This window comes from Streptomyces sp. NBC_01803 (genome assembly GCF_035917415.1).
In the GTDB taxonomy this organism is placed as follows: Bacteria; Actinomycetota; Actinomycetes; order Streptomycetales; family Streptomycetaceae; genus Streptomyces.
This window is the reverse complement of sequence record NZ_CP109073.1, coordinates 925503-947291: the sequence shown is the minus strand read 5'-3', so window position 1 is coordinate 947291 and position 21789 is coordinate 925503. Positions and strand designations below refer to the sequence as shown.

Annotated in this window: 22 protein-coding genes and 2 pseudogenes; 7 read left to right on the top strand and 17 right to left on the bottom strand. The window is 73.7% G+C overall.

Annotated features, from left to right (window positions below; translation table 11 throughout):
- Window positions 1-18 precede the first annotated feature (18 nt).
- From OIE51_RS04020 to OIE51_RS04010, 3 genes and pseudogenes are all read right to left on the bottom strand, one after another.
- Entirely contained in the window at window positions 19-297 is a 279-nt protein-coding gene (locus OIE51_RS04020; RefSeq protein WP_326600816.1) for a hypothetical protein, read from the bottom strand.
- 120 nt (window positions 298-417) lie between these two features.
- Window positions 418-468 (bottom strand): annotated as a pseudogene (locus tag OIE51_RS04015) (hypothetical protein); the annotation flags it as partial.
- Between the two features lie 11 nt (window positions 469-479).
- Window positions 480-881, bottom strand: a pseudogene (locus OIE51_RS04010) (nucleoside-diphosphate kinase); the annotation flags it as partial.
- 274 nt (window positions 882-1155) lie between these two features.
- Here OIE51_RS04010 and OIE51_RS04005 point away from each other — a divergent pair.
- On the top strand, window positions 1156-1821 hold the full coding sequence (locus tag OIE51_RS04005) for an NUDIX hydrolase (RefSeq protein ID WP_326595550.1): 666 nt from the start codon (window positions 1156-1158) through the stop codon (window positions 1819-1821).
- Entirely contained in the window at window positions 1818-2231 is a 414-nt protein-coding gene (locus OIE51_RS04000; RefSeq protein ID WP_326595548.1) for an NUDIX hydrolase, read from the top strand. Before OIE51_RS04005 ends, OIE51_RS04000 begins: the two co-directional genes overlap by 4 nt.
- 479 nt (window positions 2232-2710) lie before the next feature.
- Here the strand turns inward: OIE51_RS04000 and OIE51_RS03995 are convergent, their stop codons facing one another.
- From OIE51_RS03995 to OIE51_RS03935, 13 genes are all read right to left on the bottom strand, one after another.
- A complete protein-coding gene (locus OIE51_RS03995) occupies window positions 2711-3478 on the bottom strand; it encodes a hypothetical protein (protein WP_326595546.1) in 768 nt (255 codons plus the stop codon).
- Between the two features lie 252 nt (window positions 3479-3730).
- Window positions 3731-4288, bottom strand: a complete 558-nt coding sequence (locus OIE51_RS03990) for a hypothetical protein (RefSeq protein WP_326595544.1) — start codon at window positions 4286-4288, stop codon at window positions 3731-3733.
- A gap of 226 nt (window positions 4289-4514) precedes the next feature.
- Window positions 4515-5534 (bottom strand): porin PorA family protein, encoded by a 1020-nt coding sequence (locus OIE51_RS03985; protein ID WP_326595542.1) that lies wholly within the window; start codon window positions 5532-5534, stop codon window positions 4515-4517.
- Between the two features lie 297 nt (window positions 5535-5831).
- A complete protein-coding gene (locus tag OIE51_RS03980; protein ID WP_326595540.1) occupies window positions 5832-6815 on the bottom strand; it encodes a glycosyltransferase family 9 protein in 984 nt (327 codons plus the stop codon).
- Window positions 6812-8254: a D-glycero-beta-D-manno-heptose 1-phosphate adenylyltransferase gene (gene rfaE2, locus OIE51_RS03975; protein ID WP_326595538.1), complete on the bottom strand. Its 1443-nt coding sequence runs from the start codon at window positions 8252-8254 to the stop codon at window positions 6812-6814. Before rfaE2 ends, OIE51_RS03980 begins: the two co-directional genes overlap by 4 nt.
- A complete protein-coding gene (locus OIE51_RS03970; protein WP_326595536.1) occupies window positions 8251-8892 on the bottom strand; it encodes a D-sedoheptulose-7-phosphate isomerase in 642 nt (213 codons plus the stop codon). The genes rfaE2 and OIE51_RS03970 overlap by 4 nt, the downstream gene beginning before the upstream one ends.
- A 79-nt stretch (window positions 8893-8971) precedes the next feature.
- The gene (locus OIE51_RS03965; RefSeq protein ID WP_326595534.1) at window positions 8972-10330 is read right to left on the bottom strand and encodes a glycosyltransferase; all 1359 of its coding nucleotides are present in this window, start codon (window positions 10328-10330) and stop codon (window positions 8972-8974) included.
- Window positions 10330-11295: a glycosyltransferase gene (locus OIE51_RS03960; RefSeq protein WP_326595532.1), complete on the bottom strand. Its 966-nt coding sequence runs from the start codon at window positions 11293-11295 to the stop codon at window positions 10330-10332. Before OIE51_RS03960 ends, OIE51_RS03965 begins: the two co-directional genes overlap by 1 nt.
- Complete coding sequence (locus OIE51_RS03955; RefSeq protein ID WP_326595531.1) at window positions 11292-12362, bottom strand: glycosyltransferase family 9 protein; 1071 nt, start codon at window positions 12360-12362, stop codon at window positions 11292-11294. The genes OIE51_RS03960 and OIE51_RS03955 overlap by 4 nt, the downstream gene beginning before the upstream one ends.
- The gene (locus OIE51_RS03950; protein WP_326595529.1) at window positions 12359-13015 is read right to left on the bottom strand and encodes a D-glycero-alpha-D-manno-heptose-1,7-bisphosphate 7-phosphatase; all 657 of its coding nucleotides are present in this window, start codon (window positions 13013-13015) and stop codon (window positions 12359-12361) included. Before OIE51_RS03950 ends, OIE51_RS03955 begins: the two co-directional genes overlap by 4 nt.
- Window positions 13008-14108: a glycosyltransferase family 2 protein gene (locus OIE51_RS03945; protein WP_326595528.1), complete on the bottom strand. Its 1101-nt coding sequence runs from the start codon at window positions 14106-14108 to the stop codon at window positions 13008-13010. Before OIE51_RS03945 ends, OIE51_RS03950 begins: the two co-directional genes overlap by 8 nt.
- On the bottom strand, window positions 14105-15835 hold the full coding sequence (locus tag OIE51_RS03940) for a carbamoyltransferase family protein (RefSeq protein WP_326595527.1): 1731 nt from the start codon (window positions 15833-15835) through the stop codon (window positions 14105-14107). Before OIE51_RS03940 ends, OIE51_RS03945 begins: the two co-directional genes overlap by 4 nt.
- 71 nt (window positions 15836-15906) lie before the next feature.
- Window positions 15907-16854 carry an NAD-dependent epimerase/dehydratase family protein gene (locus OIE51_RS03935; RefSeq protein ID WP_326595526.1) on the bottom strand — a complete coding sequence of 316 codons (948 nt, stop codon included), beginning with the start codon at window positions 16852-16854 and terminating at the stop codon, window positions 15907-15909.
- Window positions 16855-16973: 119 nt separating this feature from the next.
- Between OIE51_RS03935 and OIE51_RS03930 the strand changes: the two genes are divergently transcribed.
- Genes OIE51_RS03930 through OIE51_RS03915 form a run of 4 tightly spaced genes read left to right on the top strand, consistent with a single transcriptional unit; the run spans window position 16974 to window position 21267 of the window.
- Entirely contained in the window at window positions 16974-18098 is a 1125-nt protein-coding gene (locus OIE51_RS03930) for an NAD-dependent epimerase/dehydratase family protein (protein ID WP_326595525.1), read from the top strand.
- Between the two features lie 36 nt (window positions 18099-18134).
- The gene (locus tag OIE51_RS03925) at window positions 18135-19973 is read left to right on the top strand and encodes a thiamine pyrophosphate-requiring protein (RefSeq protein ID WP_326595524.1); all 1839 of its coding nucleotides are present in this window, start codon (window positions 18135-18137) and stop codon (window positions 19971-19973) included.
- A 36-nt stretch (window positions 19974-20009) separates the two neighbouring features.
- A complete protein-coding gene (locus tag OIE51_RS03920) occupies window positions 20010-20900 on the top strand; it encodes an SDR family oxidoreductase (RefSeq protein ID WP_326595523.1) in 891 nt (296 codons plus the stop codon).
- A gap of 19 nt (window positions 20901-20919) precedes the next feature.
- Window positions 20920-21267 carry a hypothetical protein gene (locus OIE51_RS03915; protein ID WP_326595522.1) on the top strand — a complete coding sequence of 116 codons (348 nt, stop codon included), beginning with the start codon at window positions 20920-20922 and terminating at the stop codon, window positions 21265-21267.
- A 116-nt stretch (window positions 21268-21383) separates the two neighbouring features.
- Here OIE51_RS03915 and OIE51_RS03910 read toward each other — a convergent pair whose 3' ends face one another.
- On the bottom strand, window positions 21384-21626 hold the full coding sequence (locus tag OIE51_RS03910; protein ID WP_326595521.1) for a hypothetical protein: 243 nt from the start codon (window positions 21624-21626) through the stop codon (window positions 21384-21386).
- Here OIE51_RS03910 and OIE51_RS03905 point away from each other — a divergent pair.
- On the top strand, window positions 21625-21786 hold the full coding sequence (locus OIE51_RS03905; RefSeq protein WP_326595520.1) for a hypothetical protein: 162 nt from the start codon (window positions 21625-21627) through the stop codon (window positions 21784-21786). The genes OIE51_RS03910 and OIE51_RS03905 overlap by 2 nt on opposite strands.
- Window positions 21787-21789 lie beyond the last annotated feature (3 nt).

Here is a 21789-nt window from a genome sequence, read left to right as displayed (position 1 = left end):
CAACGCGCCACGCGAACTTCATCCTGTGGCGGGCCTGGCCGCCGCCTTCGTCGCGACGACGTAGACGCTTCCCCACTGGCGCTTGGGATTGGCGAGGCTCGGGTCGAACGGCCATGGGTCCACTGTGGCGAATTCGCCCGTGGCGAAGAGGCTCACGAGCTTTTCGTGGTCGTAGGCCCAGTAGTGGGGGCTGTAGGTGTCATCGTCGACCTGGTCCCGGAAGACGTAGTTGATCAGGTCGAGGTAGGTGTTGATGTCGTCGAGGCAGTTGCGTTTGGCGTACCAGCGGCTGATCATTTCGGGGGCTTGATCGACGTGAGCGGGGTACTGGCTGAGGACGAACGCCGCGTCGGGTACGCCTGTGATGACCAGGCCCCCTGGAGCGAGGACGCGGTGTGCTTCGCGGACGTAGTGCTTCGCAGAGCATGGGTAGTCGATGTGCTCAAGGAAGTGTTCGGAGAAGAGCACTTCGACGCTGCCAGATTCGCGACCGCCTTGCCGGACGCCACGCTGGCCATTTTGCTGTAGTGGGAGAGGTCTCCGCGGATCGTGCCGGCCGGAGCCTCGTTGGGGTAGGTGCTGCCGACAATCTTGCGAACGGTGGCAACGGCGTCGAAGCCCTCCAGGACGAAGGCGATGACTGGGCCCTGCTGCATGAACGCGGCCGTGAAGTTGTAGACCTCAGATCCGAGACGCTCCTCGAGGTCGAAGTAGTGGCGCCTGGTGAACTCGGCGTTCATCCGCTTCATCTTGATCCCGATGATTTTCAGGGCCGCGTCTTCGAAGCGGGAGATGATCTTCCCGGCGAAGCCCCGTACCACCGCGTCGGGCTTGAGGAGCACGAGAGTGCGCTCCGCCGTTGATTCCTGCTCCTGGGCCATCGGTTCTCCTTCAGCCATCGCGCAAGCGACATGACGAATGTTCAGCGTGCTCAGGCACAGAGGTTACCCGCGGTGGTCGAAGGTCTCGTTCCCGCCGCACGAGGCTTGCAGGGGAGCGGGCGAGGGTAGGTCTCGGAGGCTCGCGGTGGGGGCGGAGACGAACCGTGTGAGGATGAGTCAACCGCGTCTCGCCCAGCTCCACCATGCAGGTACGGTGCACTTGGGATGCACCGGCCACGCACTCCGCAGACGACGATGTGCCGGGAGTCCGTTCGTGGAAGTGATCGACCTCTGGAACGGTCGCTATGCATGCGCTCTTCAGGCCGCTCTCCGTCAGACGAACGAGGGCTTCGCCGCTCACCTCGGCATCGCATCGCGCACGGTCGCCACCTGGCACGCCGACCCCGACATCGTGCCCCGCACAGAGATGCAACAGCTCCTTGACGACGTGTACGAGCGGGCCACGACGACAGTTCGGAAACGCTTCGTGCTGCTGGCGCCGGGCCGAACCTCGGGGACGGAGGCGAGCCCTGGTGTCGTGGTGCCGCAGCCGTTGCGTGTCGCCCTCGCGGTGGTCGTCCGCGAGCGCGAAGTCCTCCTGGTATGCCGACGCGATGATGACGGTTCCGGAATCACCTGGCAGTTCCCGGCGGGGGTGATCAAGCCGGGGGTACGGCCTGAGACTGCCACGGTGCGTGAGACGCTCGGCGAAACCGGTGTCCGCTGCGCCGTCCGCCGGAGTCTCGGCACGCGTCTCCACCCGGTCACCGGCGTGCACTGCGCGTACTTTCTGTGCGACTTCCTGGCTGGTGAGGCGCACAACCGTGACACCGACGAGAACGTGGACGTGGTGTGGGCCGCGACGGGCTCGGTAACCCGATTCATACCAGCCGATAGGATCTTCCCTCCGGTCCTGGCAGCTTTGGAGGAGTACGGATGACACAGCAGGCCGCCGAAGACCGCCCGGGTATCGCCGCCGCCATCGTCGTCCAGGACGGCCGGGTCCTGATGGTTCGGCGTCGGGTAAGGGAGGGCGAGCTCTCCTGGCAGTTTCCCGCCGGGAAGATCGAGCCCGGCGAGTCGGCCGAGCAGGCGGCCGTTCGGGAGACCTGGGAGGAGACGGGCCTGACGGTCAGCGCGGAGAAGCTCCTCGGTGAACGGGTCCACCCCAAGACCCACCGTCTGATGTCCTATACAGCGTGCGGTGTCGTCTCGGGGACCGCGCATGTCGCCGATCAGGATGAGCTCGCCGAGGTCGTCTGGTGTGCTCTCGCGGACATCCCTGTGTATGTGCCCTACGGCCTGTTCGAACCGGTCCAGGCGTACCTGGACGCGACGCTCGGAAGCTGATGCGGGCGGTCAGGCGCGGGCGCCGCCCCGTCCCACCGGGGGCAGCGCCCGCATCGGGCAGGGGATCGCCTTCCTCGCCGGAGTTCGTTGACCAGATGCGGATCAATGGGTTCGTCCGCGAAATCGGCGACGACTCCCCGGAACAACGGCCATATGATCACCGACGCCCTGCGGACTTCCTCCACGGCCGCCTCCTTCAGGAGCGCGATCACCCCGTGTTCCTCCGAGTTCTCATGGCCGCCGGCCGGTTCGTCGCTGGCAGCTGGGGGCGATGACTCTCGGCTCACGTCGTACGTCGCGCAGGTGACCGGCGGGCGCGGCTGCCACGATCAACTCGGGCAGGGCGGGGGTGAAATGGCCATCAACGACGGCTCGGCCCAGGGCGTACGGGAAGGTGTCGGCGTCGGGAGCGCTCAGTGTCACCCCTCACCCGTGCGGGCGACACCCTTACCGCGGTCCCGACGTCGACCACGCGACCGTCATACCTCGCAGTTGATGGGAGGATTGTTGTATTGGGTGAAACAGTCGTCGAAGCCGGGGCCGCCGTCGAGGACGCCGTCGTTGACGGTCATCTCGATCCAGTCGTCCCCGCCGCCGCCGCTGACCCGGCCGTTGTTCTGCTGCAAGAGAAGGATGATGTCGGCGCCGTCGCCTCCCTTGATCCGCCCGCTCGTCAGGAGAGTGCCGGCGGGGTAGATCTCGTCGTCGCCTTCGTTGCCCTCCAGCAGGCCGGCGTAGGGGAATCCCTCGATGACCTGGATGTAGTCGTGCTCCCGGCCACCGCTGATGACGCCGCTCGGGGCCACGGCGCCCGCCCACACGGAGACGTGGTCCTCGCCGTCGCCTCCCCGGATGGCGCCGTACACGGTGCCGAAGGACTCGAACGTGTCGTCGCCGTTCTGGCCGTTGAGCACGCTGGATTGCCCGAGGACGCCCGACTCCTCGAACGTGATCGTGTCCTGGCCGTCGCCGCCCCTGACCTGGCCCTCCACGATCCAGCCCAGGGTGATGGTGTCGTCGCCCGCGCCGGCGTCCACGATCTCGCCCAGGGGCAGGCCGTGGTCGGTGCAGGTGATCGTGTCGTCGCCCGGTGTTCCCGTGTACCCGGGCACGCCGTTGACATAGCAGGTGCTCTCGTCCTGCGCCGCGGTCGCCGGGCCGGCCAGCGGCAGCAGCGATCCGGCGGCGATCGCTGTCAGGCAGGGGGTGAGACGTCGTCGCCAGTGGCGCTGATGCGGCATGGTCATGTCCTTTCCGTCGCCTGTCGGTTATGCCGAAGCACCGATGACGGGAAACGGGCGCACTGCCGCAGAGGGGGCACGTCCCCGCATGGCGGGCGCGGGCGCGCGCCCTGACCGTGTGGGCAGGCGTCGCGCACGCCTGAGGCGTAGGCAGGGAACGTCGGGCACGCCCGCCCGGATCGCTCCGGAACGGCGGCCGGACCAGGACCGCTGCGCGGAGTACCGCTGCGGGAGTGCCGCTGCGCGGTGCGATCAGGCTCAGGCGAGGTCGGTGAGGATCTCGGAGACGGCACCCGGGCGTCCGGGCCTCAGGAGCTTCTCGAAGATGGTCAGAACCAGTTCGTCGGTCTCGTCCAGGGAGCGGTGGTCGTCACGGCTGACGTGGCCGGCCTGGGGGCCGAAGCCGTGTTTGACGAACGACGCGATCCGGGCGCCGTCCCGCATCGCGTCGGCGGTCTTTCCCCCGGTGTGAAGGAACGCGTAGTGCCGACCGCGGACAAGGGCGCGACCGGCTTTCTCCCGGCGGCGACCGTTGACGGTGCCGTCGCTGACGAACGCCTGCTGGTCGTGCGGATCGAGCGTGATCCCGGCGGGCTCACGGGCCAGCAGGGAGGGCCCGTTCTCCTCGAAGGCGCGGCTCATGACCGCGTTCTGCCGCTTGGCGAACCAGCCCGTGAAGTGCTGAACGGGCTCGATGGCGACGGACGCCCGGACTCGGCCGGCGGGGTCGATCACGTCGACGCGGGTGCGTGCCTCATCGGCCTCGACACGCCAACCGGTGCGGGTGGGCCGACGCCAGAGAGGTATGTCCGTCATGGTCACAGCCTCTCAGACGGCCGGGCGGCCGTGCGGCCGGGCCGGGCGGCCCGGGAGGCCCGGGAAGCTGCTCCCGGAAATCGATGAGGTCGCCCGGGTCGTCCGGTGCGCCCTCGCGGGGACCCCCGCGTCCGTACCAGGACGGGACGCCGGGGAGCCGATGCGGGCGGTCAGGCGCGGGGCGCCGCCCCGGCTCACCGGGGCGGCGCCGCGTGGGGGAGGCCGGTCAGGCTGTCGTCACGCTTTCCGGCTGCGGGGTGGTCGGTTCGTCGGGCGTGGCCGGTGGCTGGGTGCGGCGCTTGCGCACGCCCCACGCGGCCAGGGCGAGCAGCAGCAGGGCGATGCCGATCAGCGACAGGGGGGCCACGACGCCGAGCAGCGTCAGCGCCAGCGAGATCTCCTTCGCCGTATCCGCCTGGTTCTCCTTGGTCTCATCCGTGGCCGTCACCCGGACGTCGGCGATCGGGAACAGCGCCGTGCCGTCCTGCGTGGTGGCCATGATGTTCTGACCGTGGGAGCCGTCCATGATCGTGCCGGTGCCCGAGTCGATCCACAGCACCAGATCGGTCGTCGCCGCGTAGGACAGCGGCACCATCTCCGGCAGCGTCGCCGGGTCGACGGTGCTTCCCGGGACCGAGGCGAGGATGCCGCCCACCGCGTCACGCGGGAGGGCCTGCGGAAGCTCGCCCGAGTCGGCCATCGGCCCCTCGGCGTGGATGGTGTAGCCGTAGACGGTGCGGCCGTCCCGCTTCTCCGTCCCGGTGTAGACGGCGTCGACCTCGGTGCCCGTCGTGTGGTCCCACCACCGGTAGTCGTGCTTCTCCGGCTCCAGCGGGAACCCGATCACCAGGCCCTCGTGCGGGGAGGCGTCGACGCCCTCGGGGGCGGGGCGGGCCTCCAGGCTGACGCGGTCCACGGCCCAGTGCTCCTCGGAGCTGGTCAGCTCCTGACCGTCGGGACCCAGCAGCACCCGGCTGTCGGAGAAGACGGCCGTGTCGCCGTCGGTGGCGGTCACCTTGATGTGACGGTCCATCAGCACCGGCACGTCCACGAGGAAGGCGTTGGCCAAGTCGCCGCTGGCCAGGGCCTGTTGGTTGAGGATGGTGGCCGTGCCCTCGTACTGGGGATTCTCGTTCACATCGTCGGGGACCTGATGCACGGCCGGGAGGACGGCGAAACGGGCCACGGCCGCGAGGACGAGGAGCAGGGCGGCGAATCCGGTGAGGATCCAGGTCGATCTTCGCATGGGGGTCTCCCGGTGGGGACGCGGGTAGGGGATGCGATCACGATGAGCGAAATGAAGAGATCGACGGTTCAATTTATGGTGAGCGCCGAGTGGCGTCAATAAGCCGGAGTTTTTTCCTCGCCGGTTTGCGTGGTGGTGGGCGAGGGTATTCGGATGCCTATTGCTGTCACGCTCACTGTGTGCTTTATTCGCAGGTCAGAAGCGGGAATCGGCAATTTTCCAGCGTGACAATCGCCCATTCCGGGAGAACTCGCGAATGATGCGGAAAAGGCCGCGGCACCGTTCCGAAAGGAATGTTCATTCTCCCGCGGAAAAGGCGGGCGGCGGCAGCGCCGCCAGGGCGGCCAGCACCTCGGCCTCCCCGATCGCCAGCAGTCGTTCGTCCGGACCGGTGCCGTGCGGGTCGCCCGCGTGGGGCACCTCGGGATGCCACAGCGCGCGGTGGAACGGGGAGTCCGGCGGTCCCCACCGGGCGGGGGAGACCGGGCCGAACAGCACGACCGACGGAGTGCCCAGGGCGGTGGCGAGGTGCGCGACGCCGGTGTCCCCGACCAGCACCGCACGCGCGGCGGCGAGCAGCGCCGCCAGCGCGGGGAACGGCAGGACGGTCGGGCCGGCGAAGACGGACGAGGCCCCCAGGTCCGCCGATCGTGCGACGTGGGCGGCGAGTTCGCCCTCGTCCGGGCCGCCGGTCACCACCACCCGGTGCCCGTCGCGGGTCAGCGCGCGGCCCACGGCGGCGAACCGTTCGGCCGGCCAGCGGCGCGCCCCGGCGTCCGCGCCCGGGTGCAGCACGACCGCGCCCGGCGCGGGCGACGGCCACGGCGGCGCGGCGACGCGCAGGTCGGCCGGGTCGGCCGGGACGCCGTACCAGGCCAACAGGCGGCACCAGCGGTCGCGTTCGTGTTCGTGTTCGCGTTCCTCTTCGTGCGCGTCCGCGCGCCGGTCCGGGCCGGACGGGTGCGCGAATCCCCAGACTTGTCCCGGGTTCAGGGTCAGCAGCGGGCGCAGGCTCTCCGGGCCGCTGCCGTGCAGGTCCACCGCCAGCTCGGGCGGGGGACCCGACCACGGGACGGAGGTCGGCACGGCCCGGCCCGGCGCGGCGGCCGGGATCAGCTCGTCCACCGCGCCGGTCGCCGCCACGGCCTCCGCCAGCCAGCCCGGCGCGGCCAGCAGCAGCCGGTGCCCGGGGAACGCCCGGCGCAGCCCGCGCAGCGCGGGCACCCCGGTCAGCAGATCGCCCAGCCCCAGGGCGCGCAACGCGACGAGGCGCGGCGTCACGACGTCATGGACGCGGCCCGCCGGGCCAGCTCGGTCGTGGAACGGCCGTCCAGATACGGCAGAACGAGCGTCTGCCCGCCCCACTCGCGCAACGCCGCCGCCTCCGGCAGGTCACGGACGCTGTAGTCGCCGCCCTTGACCCACACATCCGGCCGCAGTCGCCGCAGGAGCGCCTCCGGCGTGTCCTCGTCGAACTCCACGACCGCGTCCACGCAGCCCAGCCCGGACAGCACCCGGAGCCGGTCGGCCGCCGTGTTGAACGGTCGGCCCCGGCCCTTCAGCCGGCGCACCGAGGCGTCGGAGTTGACACACACGATCAGGCAGTCGCCGGTGCGCCGCGCGTCCTCCAGGAACTGCACGTGCCCGGCGTGCAGCAGGTCGAAGCAGCCGCCCGCCGCCACCACCGTGCCGCCCCGGGACCGGACCGCCTCGATCAGCGTCCGGGCGTCGCCCGTGGGCGCCGCCGGAGCCGACGCCGCCGGAGCCGACGCCGGGGACCGGTCGCGCCAGGGCGCCAGCGAGGCCAGGCCGCCCGCGCCCACGAAACAGGTCGCCGCCTCGGTGGCCCGCCCCACCGCGTCGGACGGCAGGCCGCCGTCGGCCAGCACTCCCGCCGCCGTCGCGGCGAAGCAGTCCCCGGCTCCGCACGGATCGCCGTCGTGGCCGGCGACGGCCGGCACGTAGAGCGGGTCGTCACAGTTGGCCCGCGCCAGCACCGCGCCCCGGCCGCCCAGCGTCACGGCGACCGACGCCGCCCGCCAGCGTTCCGCCAGCAGCGCGCCGCGCCGGCTGTGGGCGTGCGGCGAGTCGTCGTCCTCGCCGTGCGGCCGGGCGTCCGGGCCGCAGAACATCCGGGCCTCCCGCTCGTTGGGCGTCACCAGCCGGGCGCCCGGCACGGGCGGCAGGCCGCGCGGATGCGGGTCCCACACGACCGGGACCCGTCGCGCCGCCTCGGCCAGCAGCTCGCGAACGGCCGCCGCCGCGCCCTGACCGTAGTCGGCGACCAGCACCGCCCCGGCGCTCCGCAGTGCCTCACGCACCGCCGGCCCCGGCGGGCCGGGCGTGCCGCCGCCGCTGTCGAAGCGGACCACCGGCCGGCCGCCGGCCAGCACCCGGGACTTCACCGGCAGCGAGCCGTCCAGGGGCAACTCGGCCAGCCGCACCCCGGGCGGCAGCATGGCGCGCACCGCCGCGCTCGCCTCGTCGCCGCCCAGCGCGGCGACGAGCACCACCGCGCGCCCGTCCCGCGCGGCCAGCGCGGCGGCGAGCCCGGCGCCGCCGGGGCGCCGGCGCTCGGCCGCCACCTCCACGACCGGCACGGGCGCGTCCGGCGCCAGCCGGGTGGCGTCCCCTTCGACGTCCCGGTCGAGCAGCACGTCGCCCACCACGACGATCGGCCGCCGCGCGCCGGAGGCGGACGCGGACGCGGCCCCGGTCACGACACCTCCCGCCGGGTGAGAACGGCGGGCGGGCGGGAGACCCGCGCCGCCGGGGTGCCCTCGGCCAGCGCCTCGTCGAACGCCTCGCACAGCACGTGCAGCGCGACGAGGTGCGCCTCCTGCACGGTGGCGGAGCTGGGGGAGGAGATGCTGAGGACCGCGTCGGCCTGGTTGGCCAGCGGGTTGGGCGCCGGTCCGGTCATGGCCCACACCCGCAGCCCGGCGGCGCGCCCGGCGGTGGCGGCGCTGAGCAGGTTGTCGCTGCGGCCCGAAGTGGACATCAGGACCAGCACGTCACCGGGCCGGCCGTGGGCGGCGACCTGGCGGGCGAAGACCTCGTCGAAGCCGTAGTCGTTGCCGATGGCGGTGACGCTGGAGGTCTCCGCGTGCAGGGAGATGGCGGAGAACGGGGGCCGGTCCTTCGCGTAGCGGCCGACCAGCTCGGCCGTCAGGTGCTGGGCCTGCGCGGCGCTGCCGCCGTTGCCCGCGGCCAGCAGCCGACCGCCCAGCGGCAGGACCCCGGCCAGGTGGCGGCCCCACCGCACGGCCCGGTCGAGCCCGTCGTCGTTGTCGCGGAAGTCCCGCAGGGCGTCCTGGAGGGACACGCAGTGGTCGTGCGCGGCGCGCGATGCGTGCATGGGCGAACTCCTCCGATGGTTCAAGGTCGTTCGGGTCAATCCGTCGGGGTGGCGGCAGGGGTGGTCCGGCGGCGGGCGTTCAGGCGCCGCTCACCGGGGCGGGGTGGCGGCTGGCGATCTCGCGGTAGACCTCCTCGGTGGCGGCGGCCACGGCCGCCCACCGGTAACGGGTGAGGACCCGGCGCCGGCCCGCCGCGCCGCGCGCGGCCCGCTCGGCCGGCGAGGCCAGCAGCGCGGCCACCGCGTGGGCCAGCGCGGCCGGGTCGCCGGGCGGCACCAGCCGCCCGGTGGCCGGGTCGGCCACCGTGTCCCGCTGCCCGCCCACCGCGCTCGCGACCACCGGCACGCCGCAGGCCATGGCCTCCAGCGGTACGATGCCGAACGGCTCGTAGTCGGCCGGGCAGAGCACCAGATCGGCACCGCGCAGCAGCGACGGCACCTCGGCCCGCGCCACGCCGCCGGTGAACCGGACCCGGTCCGCCACGCCGAACGACCGCGCGACCTCGCGCAGCCGCCGGATCTCCGGGTCCGCGTCCAGCTCCCCGGCCCCCGGCCCGCCCGCGATGACCAGCTCGGCGTCCGGGATCTTGGTCAGCGCCTCGATGGAGAGCTGGGCTCCCTTGCGCGGCACGAGCCGGCCGAGCTGGAGCAGCCGGTACGGGAACGCGCCGCGCGGCGCGGCCGGCCCGTCCGGCGTGAACCGTTCGGGATCGACCCCGCACGGCACGACGCTGATCCGCTCGGGCGGCAGGCCCATCCCGGTCAGCTCCTCGACCTCGTCGCGGCAGGTGGCCACCGTGCGGTCGCAGCTCAGACCGACGTACCGCTCCCAGGTGGTCCGGTCGGACGGGCTGGTGTCGGCCGCGCCCTGGTGCCGTCGCTTGACGGTGCCCAGCGCGTGGAAGGTGTGCGCGAACGGGATGCCCAGTGGCTGGGCCGCCTGGAGCGTGGCCACGCCCGACATCCAGAAGTGCGAGTGCGCGACATCGGGTGCCGCCGCGGCCCACTCCCGTTCCAGTACGGCCCCGAACTGTGGCATGAACGGCAGCAGCCGGTCCTTGGGCACCGCCTCGGCCGGGCCGGCCGGGACGTTGCGCACGGTCACGCCCGGCCGAAGCCGTACGGCCGCCGGCAGCGAGGTGGAGTCGCGCCGGGTGTAGACCGTCACGGTGTGGCCGCGGTCGGCGAGCTCGGCGGCCAACTGCGCGACGTGCACGTTCTGGCCGCCCGCGTCCTCACCGCCCAGGGCGGCGAGCGGGCTGGCGTGCTCGGAGACGAGGGCGATCGAGAGCCCTTCCCCCGCACGGGGCCGCTCGGCCGGACCTTCGGCGGGCCGCTCGGCGGACTGTCCGGCGGGTCGCCCGGCAGCACGTTCCCCGGGTCGCCCGGCAGCACGTTCACTGGGTCGCTCGGTGGGTCGCTCGGTGGGTCGCCTCATCAGCGGATCACCTCCTCCATCAGCAGGTCCCAGTCGTCCAGGAATCTCTTCAGCCCGTACCGCTCCAGCGCGGCGTGCCGCGCCGCCCGGCCCGCCTCGGCCGCCGCGTCCGGGTCGCGCAGATACCCGGCGGCGGCCCGGGCGAGGACCTCCGGGCGGGTGGAGAGCACCCCCGCGTCCGGCGGCACCGCGTCCACCGCCTCGGTGGTGGCCAGGCCGACGATCGGCATGCCGAGGTGCATGGCCTCGATGAGGGACAGGCCCAGCGACGTCCAGCGGACGGGGTGCGCGTACACCCGGCGCCTGGCCATCTCGTCGTGCAGCTTGCTCTGTGGAAGGTCGTAGGAGCGGCAGCGGTCCCAGGGCAGACCCAGCCGCCGGGCCAGCTCCTCGGTGCCCATGCCGAACACGTCCAGCGGCGCCGCCTCCGCCAGCCCCGGCAGCAGGTCGGTGCCGGTGGTGCGCCCGCGCCGCAGCGGCTCGTTGACGACGACGGCGGCGCGGGCCAGCTCGCCGGTCCAGCGGTGGCCGGGGTCCACGACGCCGTGCTCGATGACGGCGGTGCGCGTTCCGCCGTTGTCCCAGAACAGCCGGTTGAAGTGGGTGACGTGGACCAGCGTCAGGTCGTCGCGGTCGGCGCAGGGGTGCCGCGTGTCGGGCACGTCGCCGTCCGGCGCGTTGTGCTCGACGTACACGGCCGGCACGTCCCGGCCGGGGCGCCGGCCGCCGAGCCAGCGCTCGGCCAGCTCCGCCTCGTTCGGCCGCTGGAGGATCACCAGGTCCACCGGCGCGTCCCGCAGCTCCTCGGGCGGCAGCTCGGTCACGGACTCCGGCCAGGCCCAGGTCCTGGCCCGGCCGCGCCCGTCCGGGCCGCGGTCGGGCAGCACGGGGACGAGGTAGGAGTGGGTGCCCTGGACGAATGACGTCGTCCAGGAGCCGTGCACGTGCCACAGCAGGATGTTCATGCGGGCGCCTTCCGTCCGGCGCGGTCCGGCCCTCCCGCACGGTCGGGGCGGGGGCCGCCGACCGTCAGTGCCGCGACCGCGCTGAGAACCTCGTCGTCGGTGATGGAGTCCAGGCAGGGATGGCCGGCCACCGGGCACAGCCGGGCCCGCGTACCCGCGCACGCGGTGTCCTGGCGGCCGAGCCGCAGGTGCGGCACGCGGTAGGGCAGCCAGCGGTCGGCGCTGACGACGGGCGAGAAGAGGCTGACGATCGGGGTGCGGACGGCCGCCGCCAGGTGGGCCGGGCCGGTGTTGCCCGCGATCACCACCTTCGCCCCGGCCAGCACTCCGGCCAGCTCCGGCAGCCGGGTGCGCCCGCCCAGGTCCAGCGCGTGCCGCCCGGCGACGCGCCGGGTCAGCGCCTCCTCGCCCGGACTGCCCGTGACCACGACCCGGTGGCCGGCCGCGGCGAGCGCGGCGACGGCCCGCTCGGAGCGGGCAGGCGACCAGGTCCTGGCGGGCACGGCCGCGCCGGGGTGCAGTACGACGTACGGGTCGGCGCCGGTCAGGTGCGCGGTGTCGGGGTGCGGGCGGACGCGCAGCGCGCCGTCGTCGCCGGGCGGCAGGGAGAACCCGGCCGCCTCCGCCAGCTCCAGCGCGGCGGCGGCCTCGTGCCGGTACGTCGCGCGACGGTGACGGAGCTGGAGCAACGAGCCCGGGTAGTCCTCGCTGTCCGCGCCGATCCACGGCACACCGGCCATCTTCAGCAGCAGCGCGGCGGGCAGCGGGCTCTGGTGGAACGACGCGAGGATCAGCGCCCGGTCGTACCGCCCGGTGGCCAGCCGTTCCACCAGGGCCGCGATGTCCTCGCGCCGCAGCGGGGGAGGTGACAGGCTCACCCACGGCGCGTCGAAGACGACCAGGTCGTCCACGCCGGGCAGCAGCCGTCCGGCGGACTCGCCCTGCGGGCCGCACAGCAGTGTCACGGTGGACGAGCCGGCCGCGATCGCGCGGACCGCCGGGCCGGCCAGCAGCACGTCGCCCGCGCTGTCGAGCCGGACCACCAGGGTGCGGGGGGCTTCGCTCACGCGCCACGCTCCTCACCCGGGTCGGCGCCCAGCAGGGCGCGGACCGCCGTCAGCACGTCGGGCGCCCACTCGTGGGCGCCGACGATCTCCTCGCGCCGGGTGACCGGCGTCGGGACCAGCACGCCGCGCGCCCCGGCCGCCCGGGCCGCCGCCATGTCGCTGCCGATGTCGCCGACGACCGCCGTGCGCGTGGCCGGCACACCCAGCCGCGCGCACGCCGCCTGGACCAGGCCGGGGGCGGGCTTGCGGCACGCGCAGCAGTTCCAGGGGGCGTGCGGGCAGATCGCCCAGACATCGAACGGGCCCAGCAGCTCCTCGACGCGCCGCCGGACCGCCTCGACGCCGTCCCGCCCGAAGTAGCCGCGCGCCGCGCCGGACTGGTTGCTGACCACGCCGATGGCGACGCCCCGCGCCCGGAGGGCGTCGAGGGCCTCGCGGACGCGGGGGAGCGGCCGGACCAGGGCGGGGTCGGCGTTGTAGGGCACGTCCTCGATCAGGGTGCCGTCGCGGTCGAACAGCACCGCGGCCGGCCCGGCGGCCCGCGTGGGCCGCTCGCCCGGGAGCGAGCCCGGCCCGGCGGACAGCAGCCAGGGGCCGTCCGCCGCCCCCGGGGGCTTTGACCACCTTTCCGCGGGTATCGAGGCTTTAGTCATGAACAACTGAGTTGCCCGAATTTGCCGTCTCAAACGGTGAGACCCCCACACTGTCCCCACCAGGCGGAACGGGCCGCCGCCCGGCAGCGGCCGGGCGGACGTTCCGGTGCCGCACCTGACCGGCCAGCCAGTGCCATACGGCGACCGGCGGGATCGCCGCACTGGTCAGGGCCATGCGGCGGACCTCCTCGGCGGTGCGCGGCCCCGGCCGAATCCGGGCCGCCGCGAACTCGGCGGTCCCCGCCAGCCACACCCCCGCGCCCCCGGCCACGAGCCACGACCGCCGCCCCGCCACGCCGGCCAGCGCCACGAGCCCGGCGCCGGTGATCGCCAGATGGCGGCGCAGCCGGCCGCGTGGCGCCTCGGCCCGCGCCCACCAGTCGCGGCCGTGCAGGCGGCGCATGAGCACGTCGTCCGCGTTGCCCGCCTGGGTGCGCAGCGACACCCATGGGTCGGCGGGGCGGACCGGGTGTGTGGTCCGCCGCTCGCCCACCGCCAGAATCCAGCCCGCCCCCAGCACGCGCAGCGCCAGATCCGCGTCCTCCCGGAACGCCCGGGGGAAGCGTTCGTCGAAGCCGCCGACCGCCTCCAGCGCCTCCCGCCGGTAGGCCATGTCGGCGGTGATCCAGCGGGCCGTCGCGAGGCCGGCCGTGTTCCGCTCCCAGTCGGTGGGGCGCCGGTCGACCGGCAGCGGCACCGTGATCCGGGCCTGCACGGCCGCGATGTCGGGGTCGGCGGCGGTCAGGTCGGCGGCGAGCGCGGTGGCCCAGCCGGGCTCCGGCACCACGTCGTCGTCCAGGAACGCGATCCACGGCTCGGGCGCGCGCCGCCAGCCGACGTTCCGCGCGGCGGCCGGTCCGGCGCCACGGCCGGGGACCGTCTCCACCAGGTGGCGCAGCGCGTAGGGCACGGCGACCGGCAGCGGCGTCGGGTCGTGCGGCGGCCGGTCGTCCACCAGCACGATCCGGGCCGGTGGCGGTCCCTCGTCACCGGCCAGCGCGGCCAGCACCCGCCCGAGGCTCGGCCGCCCGAGGGTCGGGATGACGACCGCGTAGTCCGCGAGCGACCCGGCGTCCACCCCGGCCCCGCTCACGGAGTCTCCTGGCCGGCGTCACCCGTGCCGCCCGTGTCGCGCGAGTGGCGCGTGCCGTCCGCGCCGCCCGCGCCGTCCGTGCCGCCCGCGAAGAACGCGCCGCGCCGGACCACGAAGGGGCCGATCGCCAGCAGGTCGACGGGGGAGGAGCCGAAGCACTCCAGCGCGTCCCGGGGATCGTCCACCATCGGGCGGCCCGCCGTGTTGAGGCTGGTGTTGACGACCACCGGCAGCCCGGTCAGCTCCTCGAAGACCGCCAGCATCCGTCCGACCAGCGGCTCGGCGGCCGGGTCGACGGTCTGCACCCGCGCCGTGCCGTCCACGTGCGTCACCGCCGGGACGCGGTCCCGCCACGCCGGGCGCACCTCGTGCACGAACAGCATGTACGGGCTGGGCAGCGGTCCCTCGAAGACCTCGGCCGCCCGCTGGGCCAGCACCATCGGCGCGACCGGCCGGAACTGCTCGCGGCCCTTGATGTCGTTCAGCCGCTCCAGATTCCCCGACTTGCCCGGGTGCGCCAGGAGCGATCGGTGCCCCAGCGCCCGGGGACCGAACTCCGACCTGCCCTGGAACCACGCGACGACCTGGTTCTCGGCCAGCGCCCTCGCGACGGTCGCCGCGACGTCCTGCGGCCGTTCGAACGGCACGCCCGCCGTCTTCAGCCACGCCTCCAGCTCCGCGTCCGACCAGCCGCGCCCCAGGTCGGCGCCCGGCATCGGCGCGACCGGCGCCGGGTCCGCGACGGCCGCGTGCAGCAGCGCGCCACCGAGCGCGGTGCCCGCGTCCCCGGCGGCCGGCTGCACCCACACCTGGCGGAACGGTCCCTCGCGGGCAATGCGGGAGTTGGCCACGCAGTTGAGCGCCACGCCGCCCGCCATCGTCAGGATGTCGTCGCCGGTCCGGCCGTGGATCCAGCGGACCAGATCGAGCAGCGTCTCCTCCAGGCACGCCTGCGCGCTGGCCGCCAGGTCCGCGTGTTCTCGCGTCCACGCCTCGGCCGGGCGGCGCGGCTCGGTGAACTCCGTCCACGGCACGCCCGCCGCCACGAAGCCGCCGTCACCGGTCGCGTGCACGTGTTTCCGCAGCTCGGGCAGGTAACGGGGGCTGCCGTAGGACGCCAGCGCCATCACCTTGTACTCGTCGCTGGACCGCAGGAAGCCGAGGTGCTCCGTGAGCTCCTCGTAGACCAGGCCCAGCGAGTGCGGCAGCTCCTGACCGCGCAGCGGCTCCAGCCGGTCCCCGACGCGCCGCGCGGCCAGGTGCGAGGCGGACTCGCCCCGGCCGTCGAGGACGAGCACCGAGGAGTTCTCCGCGAACGGCGCGGCGAACGCCGACGACGCCGCGTGCGCCATGTGGTGCGGCACGAACCGCACCTGTCGCGGGTCCAGGCCCGGCAGCGCGGTGGCCAGGAAGTTCGGCGCCTCCCTGGCATAGGCCAGCCGCAGGTGGTCCCACGGATCGTGCAGGCCCATCGCCTCGGCGGGCCGGGCCAGCGCCGGGTCGAACGAGTAGGTGACGGCGTCCAGGTCCTCCGGCCGGAGCCCGGCCTGCCCCAGGCACCAGGCCGCCGCCAGCTCCGGAAGCTCCCAGGCGGCGAACGGGACCGGCCGCTTGCCGTGCTTGCGGCGCGAGAAGCGTTCCTCCTCGGCCGCCGCGACCGTGCGGCCGTCGATGACGAGGGCCGCGGCGGGATCGTGGAACAGGGCGTTGATTCCGAGTACGCGCATGAAGGCCCTCCGGGCTCATGGTTCGGGGCAGCGGTTCGGGGAGCGGTCCGGGGAGCGGTCGGGACCGCGGTTCAGGCGGCGACGGGCGCCCGGTACCAGGCGATGGTGCGGGCCAAACCCTCCTCGGCGGGGACCTCCGGTTCCCACTGGAGCTTGCCGCGCGCCAGCGTGATGTCGGGGCAGCGCACGGTCGGGTCGTCGGTGGGCCGTTCGATGAGCCGCACCGTGGAGTCCGAGCCGGTCAGGCGGATGACCAGGCGGGCCAGGTCGCCCATGGTGATCTCCACGGGGTTGCCGATATTGACGGGCCCGCGCAGGTCGGAGGCGGCCATCGCCAGCACACCGCGCACGGTGTCGTCCACATAGGTGAGGGAACGGGTCTGCCGCCCGTCCCCGGTGACGGTCAGCGGCTCGCCGGCCAGCGCCTGCCGGATGAACGTCGGCACGGCCCGCCCGTCGTAGCCGCGCATGCCGGGGCCGTAGGTGTTGAACAGCCGCACGATGCCGGTGTCCGTGCCGTTCACCTCGGCCTCGGCCGTGGTCAGCGCCTCGCCGAACCGCTTGGCCTCGTCGTACACGCTGCGCGGCCCGACCGGGTTGACGTGCCCCCAGTAGGACTCGCTCTGCGGGTGCTGGAGCGGGTCGCCGTACACCTCGGAGGTGGACGCCAGCACGAAACGGGCCCCGTGCTCGCGGGCCAGGGCCAGGGCGTTGCGGGTGCCGAGGCTGCCGGTCTCCAGCGTGTGCAGCGGCAGCCGCAGATAGTCGGCCGGCGAGGCCGGCGAGGCGAAGTGCAGGACGAGGTCGACCTGCGAGGACCTGACCTCGAACGGCCGTACGACGTCGGCGTGCCTGACCGTGAAGCCGGGGCGATCCCTCAGATGGGCTGTGTTCCGCGGATCCGCTGTGCACATGTCGTCAATGCAGGTGACAGTCGCTCCCCGGTCGAGCAGCGCGGTGCACAGGTGCGAACCCAGGAATCCGGCTCCGCCGGTGACGACGGCGTGTCGAAACCGCATGTCATCTCCTTTCGTCAACGACCGCCTCCAAGTACCCCCCCGAAAATCGGGCAAACGGGGTGTTCTGTCGAGGGCGGGCGGGTACCCGGACAGCTCCCCGTGTGAAAGGACCGGTGCCGATGTCAACGGAGAACGCCGCCGATCAGCCGGCCGCGCGCGCCGGCGGGCCGCGCGCCGAGGGGCTGCGGGTCGTCGTGGTGGGCGCGACGGGCAACGTCGGAACCCACCTCATCAGAGCGCTCGCCGGCGACCCGGCCGTGACCTCCGTCGTGGGCCTCGCCCGGCGCGTCCCCGACTGGCCGGTCGAGAAGACCACCTGGGCGCCGGTCGACCTGCGGGACGGCGAGACGGCGCAGGCGGAGCTGACCGAGCACTTCCGCGACGCCGACGCCGTCGTGCACCTGGCCTGGATGATCCAGCCCGCCCGCGACCCCCTGATGACCTGGCGCACCAACGCGCTGGGCACCACCCGCCTGCTCAACGCCGTCGCCGCCGCCCGCGTCCCGGCGCTGGTCGTGGCGTCCTCCGTCGGCGCCTACTCGCCCGGCCCCAAGGACCGCGCGGTCGACGAGAGCTGGCCCACGCACGGCTGGCCCGACGCCCCCTACAGCCGGGAGAAGGCGTACGTCGAACGGCTGCTGGACGCCTTCGCGTACGAGCGGCCCGACACCCGCGTGGTCCGCATGCGGCCGGGCTTCCTCTTCGCCCGCGAGTCCGCCGCCGCGCAGCGCCGCCTCTTCCTCGGCCCGCTGCTCTTCGGCCCGCTGGTCCGCCCCGAGCTGACCCCGGTCGTGCCCGACGTGCCGGGGCTGCGGTTCCAGGTGCTGCGCACCAGCGACGCGGCCGAGGCGTACCGGCTGGCCGTCACCCGACCGGTGCGCGGCGCGTTCAACCTGGCCGCCGACCCGGTGGTCGACGCCGCCCTGCTGGCCCGGCTGTTCGACGCCCGGGTGGTGCGGATGCCGCGCGGTGTCCTGCGCACGGCCCTGGCCGCCGCGTGGCACGCGCGGCTGGCGCCCGCCCAGCCGCAGCTCTTCGACGCGCTGATGCGGCTGCCCGTCATGGACTGCTCGCGCGCGGTCGGCGAGCTGGGCTGGAAGCCGCGGTTCACGGCGGAGGACGCCATCCGCGACCTGATCGACGGCCTGCGGCACAACGAGGGCATGGTCACCCCGCCGCTGCGCCCGCGTCTGCGGCACGGCCGCTTCTCCGAATTCGCCACGGGCGTCGGCCAACGCCCCTGAGCAGCACCGCACGCGACCTCCGGAAGGTGAAGCGAGATGAGCCAGAAAGTCGCCGACCACATCCTCGCCCGGCTGCGCGAGTGGGACGTCGACGTCGTCTACGGCTACCCCGGCGACGGCATCAACGGAATCCTCGCCGCCTGGGGCCGGGCGGCGAACCAGCCCCGCTTCGTGCAGGCCCGGCACGAGGAGATGGCCGCGTTCCAGGCCGTCGGCTACGCCAAGTTCAGCGGGAAGCTGGGCGTGTGCGCCGCCACCTCCGGGCCCGGCGCCATCCACCTCCTCAACGGGCTGTACGACGCGGCCCTCGACCACGTGCCCGTCCTCGCCCTGGTCGGGCAGACCGACCGCAGCGCCATGGGCGGCTCTCACCAGCAGGAGGTGGACCTGCACGCCCTGTTCAAGGATGTCGCTATCTACCTGGAGACCGTCAACGTCCCCGAGCAGCTGCCCAACGTCCTGGACCGCGCCATCCGCACCGCGTCGGCCCGCCGCGCGCCGGCCGTCGTCGTCGTCCCGGCCGACGTGCAGGCCCTCGACTACGAGCCGCCGGCCCACGCCTTCAGGATGGTGCCCTCCAGCCGGGACTTCAGCGGCTGGACCACGGCCCCCACCGACGACGCCCTGGAGCGCGCCGCCGAGGTCATCAACTCCGGGGAGAACACGGGGATCCTCATCGGCCAGGGCGCCGCCGGGGCGCGTGCCGAGGTCGAGGAGCTGGCCGCCACCCTGGGCGCCGGCGTCGCCAAAGCGCTGCTCGGCAAGGACGCGCTGCCCGACACACTGCCGTTCGTCACCGGCACGATCGGCCTGCTCGGCACCCGCCCCTCCTACGAGTTGATGCGGGACTGCGACACGCTGATCGCGATCGGATCGAGCTTCCCCTACAGCCAGTTCCTGCCGGAGTTCGGCAAGGCCAGGGGCGTGCAGATCGACGTGGACCCGGGGCTGATCGGCATGCGTTTTCCGTACGAGGTGAACCTCGTCGGCGACGCCCGCACCACCCTGCGCCGGCTGCTGCCGCTGCTGCACCAGAAGGCCGACGCGCGGCAGCGACACGAGCGGATCGCCGCCGCCATGGACCGCTGGCACGACGCGCTGGCCCGGCAGGCCGAGTTGGTCTCGGCCGATCCCATCAACCCGCAGTACGTCGCGCACTGCCTGAACCCGCTGTTGCCGGACAACGCGATCCTCACCGTCGATTCCGCCTCGGTGACCAACTGGTATGCCCGGCACATCAGCATGCGCGGCACGATGCGCGGCTCGGTCTCCGGCACGCTGGCGAGCATGGGCTGCGCGGTGCCGTACGCGATCGGCGCCAAGTTCGCCCATCCCGACCGGCCGGTGGTGGCGCTGGCCGGGGACGGCGCGATGCAGATGAATGGCATGGCCGAGCTGATCACGGCCGCCAAGTATCGGCACGCCTGGCAGGATCCGCGGCTGGTCGTCGGCGTGTGGAACAACCGCGACCTGAATCAGGTGACCTGGGAGATGCGCGCCATGTCCGGCGCCCCGCAGTTCCTGCCGTCGCAGGAGCTGCCCGACGTGTCCGTGGCCGCTTTCGCGCGGACGCTGGGCCTGTCGGGCGTGCGGGTGGAGCGGCCGGAGGACGTGGAGGCGGCCTGGACCGAGGCGCTGTCGGCGCCCGGCCCGGCGGTCGTGGAGTTCATGACCGACCCGGCGATCCCGCCGATCCCGCCGTCCGCGACCTGGGAGCAACTGGAGTCCACGGCCAAGGCGTTGCTCAAGGGCGACGCCGACCGGGGCCCGGTGATCAAGAAGGGCATCAAGTCGAAGCTCCAGGAGCTGCTGGCGGGCGGCGACGAGTCGGCGCACGAGCCGGAACACCGCCGCTCCGGGCGCCGGAAGCACTGACCGCCGCCGACCTTTCCCGATGGAGGAACACACGTCATGTCAATGACCGCGAACCCCCAGGATCCCACCGAGCGTCACCCGCGGCCGGAGTTCCCCCAGCAGACGCAGGAGCCCCCGGGCGACACCGAGGAGATGGCGCCCCGCCCGGACCACGGCGAGGACTCGTACCGGGGCTGCGACCGCCTGCGCGATCGCCACGCGCTCATCACCGGCGGCGACTCGGGCATCGGCCGCGCCGTGGCACTGGCGTTCGCCCGGGAGGGCGCCGACGTCGTCTTCAGCCACCTGCCCGAGGAGACGGGGGAGGCCGAGGAGACGTCCCGGCTGGTGACCGAGGCGGGCCGCCGGGCGGTCGCGCTGCCCTGCGACATCCGCGAGGAGGACGAGTGCCGCCGCCTGGTGGAGCGGGCGGTCACGGAGTTCGGCGGCCGGATCGACATCCTCGTCAACAACGCGGCCTACCAGATGGCCCAGCCGGAGAGCATCGAGAAGATCACCACCGAGCAGTTCGACCGCGTGATGCGGACCAACCTCTACGGGATGTTCTGGCTGACCCGCATGTGCCTGCCCCACATCCCGGCCGGCGGCAGCGTCATCAACACGACCTCGGTGCAGGCATATCAGCCCAGCCCGCCGCTGCTGGACTACGCCATGACCAAGGGCGCGATCGTCACGTTCACCAAGGGCCTGGCGGCGCACGCCGCCCAGCACGGCATCCGGGTCAACGCGGTGGCCCCCGGCCCGGTCTGGACCCCGCTGATCCCGGCCACGATGCCGGACACCACCGAGTTCGGCGCCTCCTCCCGCCTGGGCCGGCCCGCCCAGCCGGCGGAGATGGCGCCCGCGTACGTCTTCCTCGCCTCCCAGGACGCGAGCTATGTGACGGCGGACATCATGAACGCCACCGGCGGCCAGCCGCTGCCCTGACGCCCCCGAGGAGCACCCCATGCCCCACCACGGAGAGAACCCCCCGGTCGAGAACTACGACGGCCTCCCCACCGGCGAGATCAAGCACCGCATCAAGGCCCTGTCCCCGCCCGAGCTGGACAAGCTCCTGCACTACGAACACACCCACGCCGACCGCCCGGCGGTGACCCGCCTGATCGAATCCCGCCGCAAGGAGCTGAGGACGACCGACGCCACCCCCACCCCCGGCGGCGAAGCCCCCCGCCCCGGCGGCGCGACCCCCAAGGGCACCTCCCCCGTGACCCCCGACACCTCCCCCGAACCGTTCTCCGCGCCACCCCACGGCACCCCCCACCAATCGGGCCAACCGAAGAGCAACCGCCACTGAAACGAGGACCGTTCCGTCCCCGTCGGAGCGACTTCGGCCGGGGCGAGGAGGTCGGCGCCCCGCGCGGAGGCCCTCACCACCCGGCTCGCCGCATGTGCCCCGGGCCGTGAGGCCCGTCAGTCCCGTGACGGCGGGTGGATCACCACCAGGGCCACGCCCGCCAGCAGGACGTCGCGGGCGAGGGAATCGGTGAGGACACCGCCCGGCAGGGCGCCCGCCGCGATGGCGCCGCCGGTGCCGCACCAGACAGACGGCGAGGCACGGTCGCGCTCGGGGCCTTCGGCGAAGCTCGTGTCGAGCACGGCGAAGCTCGCGTTGAACACGAAGCTCGCGTTGAACACGGTGAGGGTGGCGGGCATGAGCAGCGCGCCCGCCCAGATCCTGGCGCGGGCGGCGACCAGCCAGGCCGGGGTGTCCCCGTGCCGCCCGGTCGCCCCGGCCGCCGCCCATCCGGGCCGCCGTATTCTGGCGGGGTGTCCCCGGCCTGGCTGGTCGGGTGAGCGAGGCCAGCCCGTCTGAGCC